The organism is Anaerostipes caccae L1-92, from assembly GCF_014467075.1.
Lineage (GTDB): Bacteria > Bacillota > Clostridia > Lachnospirales > Lachnospiraceae > Anaerostipes > Anaerostipes caccae.
In genome coordinates, this window is record NZ_AP023027.1 from 851675 (window position 1) to 863407 (window position 11733).

Annotated in this window: 9 protein-coding genes; 7 read left to right on the plus strand and 2 right to left on the minus strand. The window is 46.9% G+C overall.

Annotation, left to right across the window (positions count from 1 at the left end):
- Window positions 1-47: 47 nt before the first annotated feature.
- From ANCC_RS04235 to ANCC_RS04250, 4 genes are read left to right on the plus strand one after another with little or no spacing between them, the layout of a single operon-like run.
- Window positions 48-818: an ABC transporter ATP-binding protein gene (locus ANCC_RS04235; protein ID WP_006566566.1), complete on the plus strand. Its 771-nt coding sequence runs from the start codon at window positions 48-50 to the stop codon at window positions 816-818.
- A complete protein-coding gene (locus ANCC_RS04240) occupies window positions 808-2856 on the plus strand; it encodes an ABC transporter permease (protein WP_156340662.1) in 2049 nt (682 codons plus the stop codon). Before ANCC_RS04235 ends, ANCC_RS04240 begins: the two co-directional genes overlap by 11 nt.
- 12 nt (window positions 2857-2868) lie before the next feature.
- Entirely contained in the window at window positions 2869-3552 is a 684-nt protein-coding gene (locus ANCC_RS04245; RefSeq protein ID WP_006566563.1) for a response regulator transcription factor, read from the plus strand.
- Window positions 3545-4570 carry a sensor histidine kinase gene (locus ANCC_RS04250; protein WP_006566562.1) on the plus strand — a complete coding sequence of 342 codons (1026 nt, stop codon included), beginning with the start codon at window positions 3545-3547 and terminating at the stop codon, window positions 4568-4570. The genes ANCC_RS04245 and ANCC_RS04250 overlap by 8 nt, the downstream gene beginning before the upstream one ends.
- A 60-nt stretch (window positions 4571-4630) precedes the next feature.
- Here ANCC_RS04250 and htpG read toward each other — a convergent pair whose 3' ends face one another.
- Window positions 4631-6622: a molecular chaperone HtpG gene (gene htpG, locus ANCC_RS04255; RefSeq protein WP_006566561.1), complete on the minus strand. Its 1992-nt coding sequence runs from the start codon at window positions 6620-6622 to the stop codon at window positions 4631-4633.
- Between the two features lie 224 nt (window positions 6623-6846).
- On the opposite strand from htpG, the gene ANCC_RS04260 reads away from it, so the two are divergent.
- Genes ANCC_RS04260 through ANCC_RS04270 form a run of 3 tightly spaced genes read left to right on the plus strand, consistent with a single transcriptional unit; the run spans window position 6847 to window position 9657 of the window.
- Entirely contained in the window at window positions 6847-8325 is a 1479-nt protein-coding gene (locus tag ANCC_RS04260; protein WP_156340663.1) for an FAD-dependent oxidoreductase, read from the plus strand.
- Window positions 8282-9208: a tocopherol cyclase family protein gene (locus tag ANCC_RS04265; protein WP_006566558.1), complete on the plus strand. Its 927-nt coding sequence runs from the start codon at window positions 8282-8284 to the stop codon at window positions 9206-9208. The genes ANCC_RS04260 and ANCC_RS04265 overlap by 44 nt, the downstream gene beginning before the upstream one ends.
- A complete protein-coding gene (locus ANCC_RS04270; protein ID WP_006566557.1) occupies window positions 9205-9657 on the plus strand; it encodes an NADH-quinone oxidoreductase subunit NuoE family protein in 453 nt (150 codons plus the stop codon). Before ANCC_RS04265 ends, ANCC_RS04270 begins: the two co-directional genes overlap by 4 nt.
- On the opposite strand, the gene ANCC_RS04275 is transcribed toward ANCC_RS04270, so the two are convergent.
- The gene (locus ANCC_RS04275) at window positions 9640-11679 is read right to left on the minus strand and encodes a thioredoxin domain-containing protein (RefSeq protein ID WP_156340664.1); all 2040 of its coding nucleotides are present in this window, start codon (window positions 11677-11679) and stop codon (window positions 9640-9642) included. The two genes, ANCC_RS04270 and ANCC_RS04275, sit on opposite strands and share 18 nt — an antisense overlap.
- Window positions 11680-11733: the final 54 nt, after the last annotated feature.

Consider the following 11733-nt stretch of genomic DNA (forward strand, 5'->3'; position numbering starts at 1 on the left):
AGGTCAGAAAGGCAATCAAGTCTTATGGCTGATAGAAAGGATACAAAATGACCGGAAAAAAATTAGAAATAGAATCTCTGACAAAGTATTATGGGAAGAAAGAGAATATAACAAAGGCTCTGAATGGAATCAGTTTCCAGGTTGTGGACAGTGAGTTTATCGGTATCATGGGCAGCAGCGGATCGGGAAAGACGACTCTTTTAAACTGCATTTCCACGGCTTCAAACCCAACTGGCGGCAGGATTCTTTTAAAAGGACAGGACATCAGTAAGTTTACCAGAAAAGAGCTGGAAAACTACAGAGGGAGGCAGATGGGATATTTGTTTCAGAACTTTGAACTGATTGACAATATGACTGCGGCAGAAAATATTCTGCTGCCGGCTGCCATCCATAATGCAGGCAGGATGAAGCACCGCCTGAAGGAATTGGCCGTCTGCCTTGATATAGAGGATATTCTTGGAAAGTTTCCTTCGGAACTGTCCGGCGGGCAGAAGCAGCGGGCCGCAGCGGCCAGGGCGCTCTTGTTAAACCCAGAGATTCTGCTGGCGGATGAACCCACAGGGGCACTTGATTCTAAAAATGCCAGGCTGCTGATGCAGAAGCTTTCTGATCTGAACAGGGAGCAGAAGGCCACGATCCTTATGGTGACCCATGATGCCAATGTGGCCAGCTATTGTTCCAGGATCCTTTTTATCCAGGACGGAGTAATTTTTCATCAGCTGAGGAAAAGGGTTCCGGCGGAATCCAGACAGGAGTTCTATGACAGGATCATAGCAGTCATGGCTCAGCTGGGAGGGGGAAGTGCCAATGTTCTTTGAGACCGTCAGAAAAAACAGCAGGAAAAACAGAAAAGAAAACGGGCTGCTGTTTGTATCTCTTATCGTTTCCATTGCTGCATTTTATATTATTCTGTCTCTTGAAAATCAGGATGTGATGGTATTTTTGAAAAAAATGGAGAGCGATGCCGTCCAAAAGCTGCTGCTTCTGATTCCTGTTCTTTATGGGATCTCTCTTTTTTTCCTGTTTTTTCTCGTGTATTTTTCAGACAGATACCGAATGGAGCAGAGGAGCCATGAAATGGGCATCTATCTGATGTTTGGAATGGGTCGGAGGAAATTGTTTGCCATGCTCCTTGCTGAGGATATCTGGAACAGTATCCTGTCGCTTGCCGCAGGTATCCCCATAGCGGTCCTTCTGTCAGAGCTGATCAGTATGATCACGGCAAAAGCGGCGGGGATGGGAATTGTGGGGCATCGTTTTACATTTTCGCTTTCCGCTGCACTGTGGACTGCTGCCGGATATTTTGCCGTCAGGCTTACTGCACTGCTTTTTCAGAGTATAAAGACCGTCCGAAAAGAGATCATACAGCTGCTGTCCCAGTCACAGGATAAGAGGCACAGGGATCACAGGACTTGTTTCACAGCTATACAGCTGGCAGCGGGATTTTTTATGCTGGCAGCGGCCTATACCCGGGCCCTGAAGGTAAATGCCTGGAGATCACCTGGAGAAATGGCTGTGATTATGGTACTGGGTATCGGCGGGAACTTCCTTATTTTCAGGGGGATAGGAATTGTATTTGATATGTACCTAAAGCAAAAAGACAGCAATAAGGGACTGGCCGTTTTTACATTCCGTCAGATCCAGGAGACGATCGTTCTGAGGCCGGATTCCATAGCGGTGTCCTCTCTGCTTATGCTGGCTGCGTTCTGCTGTTTTGGATATGGATGTGCCATCGGCGTAAACTCTGGTCTCAATAACCGTCATGTCATTGACTATACCTTTGAAGGAGAGCCGGGACAGATCAAAAGAGAGCTGAAACAGCTGAATCTGGATGAATTTACAGAGGAATCATTCCAGGTGAAAACAGGTCCGTTTAAGGGGAACAAATCAGAGGGAACTTTTTCCGGAGCGGAACTTTACGAAGCCGTAAAGGCGCAGGAGGACTCTCAGGGCAGAGAAGTTCTTCTAAACAATCTCCAATATTTTGATGAACCCTACCTGATCTCCTTATCCGGATATAACCGAATTCTAAAGCTGAAGGGAGACGAGCCGCTCCGTCTGAAAAGCCGTCAGGCTGCTCTCTATACCAGCAGGGAATATTCAAATGGGGATATCGACAGGACAATGAAGTCTGCGCTGAAAATACGGCCCGCTGTGGAAATGAACCACGAAAGATATGAACTGTCCAAAACATACTGTCAGGAAAACATCGTCACGGACCGTTCGATTACGATCAGCTATGGATTGGTCGTTCCTGATCCGGTATTTGAACAGCTGACAGAAGGGCAGTTTCATTCGTACTGGAATATAAAGCTCAAGGATTCTGTTGTCCGGAAGAAAGGGCTGATGCAAACCATGACAGATATCAACGCCCGGCTGGACAAAACTTCCCTAAAGTATGAAAGCTATTTAAAGAGCATGGGCAGGCAGCTGTTTTATACGGCGGCAGCCAGTTATACAACCATTTATCTGGGGGTCATCTTTCTTCTTATCGCAAATACGGTGCTTGGCGTGCAGTTTCTGATGCATCAGCAGCAGACGAAAAAGAGATACCGGACGATTCTTCGTCTCGGATGCCGCTGCAAATATTTGTGCGAGTCTGCCAGGAGACAGATCAGATGGTTCTTCCTTCTGCCCATATCCGCCGCCGCTTTCGGAAGCCTGTTTGGCATTCGGTCCATGGCCTCAGGTTTTGCTGCATCTGACATGCGGGGAAGAGAAGGAATTCTTACAGCGTCAGCAGTGCCTGTAATTCTGCTTGTGTGTGTGATAGAATTAGGATATATTGTGGCCGTCATGAAAATGAGCGACAAACAGATCCTCCGGCAGACAAAGCTTAAGAGGGACGACGGCTGAAAGGCGGATAGCGTGAAAAAGATTGTGATTGCAGAAGATGACGTATTTATGAGGGAAGAACTTGCTTCGATTCTTATGAAGGAGGGCTATGAGACGGACTGTCTTGCGGACTTTTCCGATGCGGCCAGGAAGATTCTCAGTCTGTCTCCTGATCTGGTGCTGCTGGATCTGAATCTTCCGGGAATCACGGGCTTTGAGATATGCAGATCCATCAGGAAGATAAGTACAGTGCCGGTTCTTGTGCTGACCAGCCGGGATCAGTTAAAGGATGAACTGCATGCCCTTAAGCTGGGGGCAGATGAATATCTGACAAAGCCTTGTCACAAAGACAGGCTGACCGCCCGGATTTTAAACCTGCTCCGAAGATATGAGGACAGAGACCGCTTTGCGGAGATTCAGGGAGTCAGGCTGGACCGCCAGACTTTTACGGTGTATATGAATGGACAGTCGGCGGTACTGCCTGAAAATCAGGGAAAGATCATGGAACTGCTTCTGCTGCATGCGGGAGATACTGTGACAAAATCCATGCTGTCAGAGAGATTATGGGGAACCACAGAGTATATCGATGAAAATGCACTTCAGGTGAACATGACAAGATTAAAGAAAACCATAAGAAAACTTCATATCCCTTATAGAATAGAGACAAGAAGAGGGATAGGGTACTGCCTTACAGAGATCGGAGAAAGCGATGACTGACAGATGGAAGCAGATTTTATTAAAATACAAAGAATGGTTTGTGTTTACCATGGTTCTTTGTCTCGTATTCTGTATGTTTCTCTGGCTCTCAGACATTGGCAGCTTTTATGCCATCCTGCCTTCGGTGATTTTGGCTGCCGTAATCTTATACGTATTTATGGGTCTCTGGCTGGACAGAAGGGACAGGAAAAAAGAAAAGGACTTTATGCGGTTCCTGGAGAAGCCCGGAAGTTCTCCAAATGAGATAGAACTTTTATCTATGAATGACAGGGAAATACAGGCGATGGGACACATAGGAGAGCGCATTGAAATGCTGGACCATAAAATTCGGGATCAGGAGGCGGATCTTGCGGAGTATGAGGAGTATATTGAATCATGGGCCCATGAGATCAAAACTCCGCTGGCATTGATGACCTTTGTTCTGGATAACCGAAAAGATGAGATGTCTTCTGCTGCTTACAGGAGGCTTGAGTATGTGCAGACTAACATAGAAGAAAATGTCGAGAGAATGCTGTATTACGCAAGGATAAAAAATGTATGTACAGACTATGTATTTGAACAAGTATCTCTTTCTGATATATGCGGGGAAGTGCTTTGCGGATATGAAAATCTGCTGAAGGAACAGAAGATCCGTGTCATAAATGAAGTGGAAGATTTACATGTTCTGTCGGACAAAAAAGGTCTTTCTTTCCTGATCCGTCAGGCAGTGAGCAATTCTTTGAAATATGCCGGGCAGAAAGCAGAAGCATCTTTTTTGAAGCTGTATACAAAGCGTGATGCAGAGAACGGGGATGTAACACTGGCAGTCCGGGACAATGGAATCGGAGTAAAGCCCTGGGATCTTCCCTTTCTTTTTGAAAAGGGATTTACCGGAGACACAGAGGAAAAGAGAAAGAATTCCACCGGAATGGGACTTTATCTGGCAAAACAGACGGCGGACAGCCTGGGAATACAGATTGAGATCCCGGAGGATTACACAGAAGGATTTGAGATTATATTTCGGTTTTGTAAAGTTTAGGATAAGTGACAGGTAAAAGAGAGCCGCAGACAGTCTGTGAAATTGTCTGCGGCTCATTTTCTATTTCGTCAGCATCTGCATGATCTTGTTGCTGCGTGCGATAAATTTGGTCATCTGGTCTGCAGGGAGCTGTTTGTTGCTCAAAACTGCCAGGTCATACAGCTGTTCGCAGATGATCGGTGTATTCTCTGCGTCCCCGTGTTCAAACAGGTACTGCACCAGCTGGTTGTTGGCATTTAAGGTCAGGGATTCTGCTCCTCCGAACATGGCCGGGTCCATGCCTGCCATGCCGTACATCTTCATCATGTCCTGCATCCGGCGGCTCTCCTCGGATAAGGTAATGACGGCAGATATGTCCTCGTTTTTCAGTTTGTCCACATGGACATCCAGATTCTCTTTTCCGAGAGTCTTTCTAAATAGTTCTGTCAGAGCAGTCGTGATATCGGTGAGATCCTCTTCGGAATCCTCTTTCAGTGCGCCTTCCACATCCGCATCGATCCGTTTGAACGCCAGGTTCTGGCTCTGCTGTTCTAACTGGGAGATAAATGCAGAATCAATATTGTGCTTCAGAATCACGGCATCCAGACCCTGTTCCTTAAACATGTTGATATACTGGCTCTGCTGTACTTCGTCCGTGATGTAGTAGATGGTTGTCTTGTCTTTCTCATCAGCCGGTGCCGGAGCCAGATCACTGAGGGTTAAATATTTCTGGTCCATGTTCTTAAACAGAATATAATCTTTGATCTTTTCTCCGAATTTCTGGTCCTTGATATAGCCGAATTTAATGAACGGGCTGATATCATCCCAGTATTTTTCATAGGTTTCCCGATCAGTCTTACACATGCCGCTCAGTTTATCCGCAACCTTCTTGGAAATATAGTCGGAGATTTTTTTCACAAAGCCGTCGTTCTGGAGAGCACTCCTTGAAACGTTCAGAGGCAGATCCGGACAGTCGATGACACCTTTTAAGAGCATCAGGAATTCAGGGATGACTTCCTTGATGTTGTCGGCGATGAATACCTGGCTGTTGTAGAGCTTGATCGTTCCTTCGATGGAGTCATACTCTGTGTTGATCTGAGGGAAGTATAAAATTCCTTTCAGATTAAACGGATAGTCCATATTCAGGTGAATCCAGAACAGAGGCTCTTTAAAGTCAGCGAATACTTTATGGTAAAATGCCTTGTATTCTTCGTCCGTGCAGTCGTTCGGGTGTTTCATCCAGAGCGGATGAGTATCGCTTAAGGATACCGGGCGCTTATGGATTTTTACCAGATCTTTTGCGGGAGAGACCTCCACCGTTTCTTTCTCACCGTTTTCATTTTCTTTCTCTTCGGTTTTTGCATCCTCATGGATGTGCTCGACAACCACGTCTTCTTCAGTCAGTTCTGATTCGTCGATCGTCTCATATTCCTGTTCTTTGCCCGCATCAGTCAAAAAGATTTCCACAGGCATGAAAGAACAGTATTTTTGAATGACTTCCTCAACTTTTGATTCGTTGGCAAACATCAGGCTGTCTTCATTTAAAAACAGTGTGATCTGAGTTCCGACCTGATCCCGGACGCCGTCTTCGATGTCATATTCTGTACCGCCGTCGCATTCCCAGTGTACCGGGACTGCCCCTTCTTTGTAGGAGAGGCTGTCGATATAAACTTTGTCGGCTACCATAAATGCAGAATAGAAGCCAAGTCCGAAATGTCCGATGATCTGGTCCTGATCTGTCTTATCTTTATATTTCTCTAAAAATTCTGTGGCTCCTGAAAACGCGATCTGTGTGATGTATTCTTCGACTTCTTCAGCCGTCATACCAAGGCCGGTGTCGACGAACTTCATTGTTTTTTCTTTTGCGTCTACGATGACTTCGATTTTTTCTTTGTGGCCTTCCGGAAATTCGTATTCTCCCATGGAGGACAGTTTTCGAAGTTTTGTGATAGCATCGCATCCGTTGGAGATCAATTCCCTGACGAAGATGTCATGATCGGAATACAGCCATTTTTTAATGATTGGAAAAATGTTTTCACTGTTAATTGAAAGGTTACCATGTTTTTGTGCCATGATATACACACTCCTTTGCATTGATTTTCTATTGACAGGTTTAATTTTCAATTCTTCGGCAGAGCAGGAATCTGCCGTTCTGCATAATATTGTAGAGCCACAGAAAGGGAAAGTCAAGAGAAAATTAGCACTCGATTAATATGAGTGCTAACAATTCTGCCGTGAATAGTCCTGATTGATTTGAGCCATCCTAAAAAGAAAAATAAATGAAGGGAGGGATTTTAGTGGATACAATTTGGGAAAAGACTGTGGATATGCCTTCTTTCCCGCCTTTTCAGGGGAGAAAAAAAGTTGAAACTGCAGTGATCGGCGGAGGCATGGCCGGGATTCTGACAGCATATCTCTTGTCATTGGAGGGTAGAGAGGTTCTCGTTTTGGAGGCAGACAGGATCGGCAGCGGACAGACAAAGGGGACTACGGCAAAAATTACAGTTTCCCATGGTCTTATCTACCAAAAGCTGGTCCGTGAAGTCGGAAAGGAACAGGCCAGGCAGTATGCGCTGATGAACCAGGCTGCGGTGAGAAAATACAGGGAGCTGATCAAGGATCATCAGATCGACTGTGATTTTAAAGAGTGTTCCTCCTATTTATATTCCAAATATCAGGAGGAGGCGCTGAAGGAAGAAGTCCGCGCGGCACAGTCATTAGGACTTCCGGCCGATTATACGTCACAGACAGAACTTCCATTTTCCGTGAAAGGGGCGGTCAGGTATACCGGACAGGCCAGATTCCATCCGCTGAAATTCTTAAAAGCAGCGGCGGAAGGGCTGGAGATATATGAACAGACCCTTGTCACAGACGTGGAAGGAAATAAAATTATCACGGACCAGGGAACTGTTGAGGCGGAGAATATCGTCTTTACGACCCATTATCCCATCATGAACCGGCCCGGATACTATTTTCTGCGGATGCATCAGGAAAGGAGCTATGTTCTGGCTCTCACGGGAACCGATCATATAGAAGATATGTATCTGGGAGTCGATCCAAATGACGGCCTGTCGTTCCGGTCTTACGGGCCATATTTATTATTTGGCGGCGGCGGTCACAGGACGGGAGAGAATCTTTTGGGAGGGCAGTATCAGATGCTTGAGTCTAATGCCCGACAGTACTGGGAAAACTGCCGGGTGGAAAGCGCCTGGTCTGCACAGGACTGTATGACCATTGATTCCATTCCGTACATTGGATATTACTCTTTTTCAAAGACGGGATGGTATGTGGCATCAGGATTTAAAAAGTGGGGAATGAGTTCTTCCATGGCATCGGCTCTTTTGATTACAGATTATATTATTGAAAAGAAGAATGCCTTTGCCCATGTTTTTTCACCTCAGAGGCTTCATCTGAAAGCTTCAGCCAAACCGCTGGCAAAAGAGGGGATGGAGACTGCCAGGAACTTTGTGCTGGAGAGAATGAAGATTCCGGATGAAGCGGCAGCGCATCTTAAAAAGGGACAGGGCGGCGTGATCGAATACGAAAGGAAAAAGGCCGGGGCATACAGAGACGAAAAAGGAAGTGTTCACGTGGTTTCTCTGACCTGTCCGCATCTGGGGTGCATCCTTAAATGGAATCCGGAGGAATTAAGCTGGGACTGTCCATGTCATGGTTCCAGATTTGACTATAAAGGAAATTTGATTGACAATCCAGCAAAGGAGGATTTAACACATGAAAAACCCGAATGCATTTCAGGGTACAAAAAGAAAGAATAATTATTTTGAGGGATGGTATTTAAAACACCAGAAAGGGGATCAGATGTTTTCGGTCATACCGGCTTATCATATTGACCGGGAAGGAAATGCATTTTCATCCCTTCAGGTGATTACAAAGGAACAGTCATGGTATTTTTCATGGAAGGCAGAGGCTTTCTGTGGTTCGAAACAGAAGTTTCATGTGGTCCTGGACACGGGAAGAGGAGAGGGTCCGGCAAGCATTTTCTCTGAGCGGGGGATTCTTCTCAATATCCATGAGGAAGGACTGAGCCTTGAGGGGAGGATCATTTATAAAAATATTCATCCTCTTTCTTCCGATATTATGGGGCCGTTCCGGTATGTGCCCGGAATGCAGTGCCGCCATGGAATCATCAGTATGCGGCATCAGCTTTTCGGAGAACTCACTTTGAACGGATATAAAATGAACTTTGATCAGGGGACAGGATACATTGAAAAGGACTGGGGCGGATCTTTTCCGGATGCCTACCTATGGTCCCAGAGTATATTTCCCGACAGCGGAAAGAACAGCCTGATGCTGGCGGCGGCAAAAATACCGATTGCAGGTCTTCATTTCGATGGCGTGCTGGCGGCGCTTCATTTATACGGAAAAGAATATAAGATGGGTACTTACCTGGGCGCTAAGGTAAAGACAGACTGGAAATCCAGAATCATCATCCGTCAGGGAGATTTAAAACTCCGGGCCCAGCTGCTTTCGGGAGAAGGAAATGAGCTTCTTGCGCCGGAACACGGGGCAATGGACCGGAGGATCAGAGAAAGTCTCTGCTGCAGAGTGAGATATACTTTTTGGGACAGGAAACTGAAAGTTCTCGATATGATCACAGACAGGGGAAGTTTTGAACAGAGCATAAAGGAGAAGTCATGAATCCGCGTGTCGATGAGATCCTGAGGTTTTATGAGCGGCAGGGAAAGCCCGCGGGACAGGAAGAGATTCTTTCTGCTCTCCGGGAGATCCAGGAGGTGCTGGGATGCATCCCGAAAGCAGTACAGGAAGAAGCTGCCCTGCGGCTTGGAGTCAAGCCGTCCTTTCTGGCCGCGTTCGTAAAAAAGTATCCCGGCTTCAAGGAAGTTTCAGAAAAATATGAGGTTAAGGTCTGCACCGGCCCGTCCTGCGGGGCAGGAAAAGCCCTTGAAATATTGAGGGCTGTGGAAGCTGCCGGGGAGGAGAAAGAACGGGACCAGGGGATCTCCATTAAAATTGTGAAAGGCAGGTGTACCCGGCGGTGCGGCAAAGGCCCTAATCTTATAATCAATGGGGTACTTCACCATCACATGACGCCGGAACAGGCGGCTGGGTTAATCCGCCGCCTGTAAGAGTGTTTCCAGGCTTTCTGCGTCAAAGACCGGGGCCTGACATGCTCCTCCCCGACAGAGGTAGCAGGATGTTTTATCAGCAAGAACCGGATATTCTTTCGTGAACGGAGCAATGGCAGCCAGTGTATCTTCGTTTTGTTCTGTTTTGACCAGCACGGTTAAGTCGTTCATCTGAGGTTTGGAGAGCAGTTCCATGAATTTTTTGGGAAGGCTCTCTTTTTTTGTTGTGATGACCAGCTGTCTGGACGGATGAAACTGGGAAGACAGCACGGACAGAGCATAACAGTAAGCAGAAGGATGGACAGACAGCTCGGGGGAAAAATAAGAAAAAGTCTGATCCATGCAGTCTCTGTATATGGATTTTCCGGTTATTTCAGACAGGATAAAGAGTACATGGAGGGCAGCGGAGTTGCCGGAAGGCATGGCGCCGTCATAGAGTTCTTTCGGTCTTAAGATCAGGGCCTCGCTTTCGCTGGAATAGAGGAAAAAACCGCCGTGTTCCCGGTCAAAAAACAGAGAGATCATGAGATCTGCCGCCTGTACCGCCTTTTCAAGATATTCTTCCAGAAATGTAGAGCGGTAGAGGGAAAGCATGGACAGAGAATAAAAAGCATAGTCCTCCAGCTGGCCGTCGTAAGCCGCTTCACCGTCACACCACCGGAGAAAAAGACGACCGTCATCTTTCCTTAAATGTTTGTCGAGGAAAGATTCTGCCTTCTGAGCGGCAGCAAGGAACTTCTCCCGCCCGAAGATCCGGGATGCCTTTGTAAGGGCAGAGATCATCAGACAGTTCCAGGAAGTCAGGATCTTTTTGTCTGTGGACAGGCTGGTCCGTTTTTTTCGGTAAAGATAAAGGGTCCTTTTCATCCTTTTCAGACCCTCGGGGTCATTCGGGAATGGAGACTGCCTGAGCAGATTCGGGATGCTTTTGCCTTCAAAATTTCCCCGGTCCGTAATATCATAGAGGGAGCAGAAAAGGCTGCCGTTTTCTTCTCCCAGAACGTGAAGGACTTCATCTCTGGTAAAAGTATAGTATTTTCCTTCTTCTCCTTCGCTGTCAGCGTCCTGGCTGCAGTAAAAGCCTCCATCGGGATGAGAAAGTTCATTCAAGACGCAGGAGACGACGGCGTCGGCGATTTCCGGGAAGAGAGGATTCTCACAGCACGCGTAAGCTTCCGCATATGCCTCTAATAACAGTGCGTTGTCATACAGCATTTTCTCAAAATGGGGCACAAGCCAGCGGTCATCGGTGGAATAGCGGGAAAAGCCTCCCCCGATGTGGTCAAAGATCCCTCCCCGGTACATGCGAAGAAGTGTGTGCTCTGCCATAGCCAGGCTGTCCTTGTCACCGCACTGCTTGTATTGCTGAATCAGAAACAGCAGCACTGCCGGAGTCGGAAATTTGGGCGCCGTGCCGAACCCACCGTTGACATTGTCAAAGGATGCATTAAGATCTGCCAGGGCCTGAGCCGGGACATCTTCTGACAGGGAAACAGTTTCTGACGGTCTTTGGTTTGTATTCAGGTGGTCTGTGATCTCATTTCCGATCTTTAAAAGGCGTTCCCGGTCCTGTTTCCATAAGAGAGAGATCCGGGGCAGCAGGTCCAGGAGTCCCGTCAGCTGGTATCGGGTGGTCTTGGGCAGGTAGGTGGCCGCAAAAAACGGTTTCTGGTCAGGTGTCATAAAAACAGACATGGGCCAGCCTCCGGAACCGGTCATTGCCTGGCAGACAGACATATAGACGGAATCAATGTCCGGGCGTTCTTCCCGGTCTACTTTAATAGAAATGAAATGCTTGTTTAAAAGCTCTGCTACCTCATGGTCTTCGAAAGATTCCTCCTCCATTACATGGCACCAGTGACAGGAGGCATAGCCGATACTCAAAAAAACAGGCTTGTCTTCTGCCCTGGCTTTTTCAAAAGCTTCGGAACCCCATGGATACCAGCGCACCGGATTGTGAGCGTGCTGGAGCAGATAGGGTGATTTTTCATGGATTAAAAGATTTGGTTCAAAAATAGACATAAAAACTCCTTTCCAAGTAAGTGTGAGTTTTTCTCCACTATCTCCAGTCAGCTC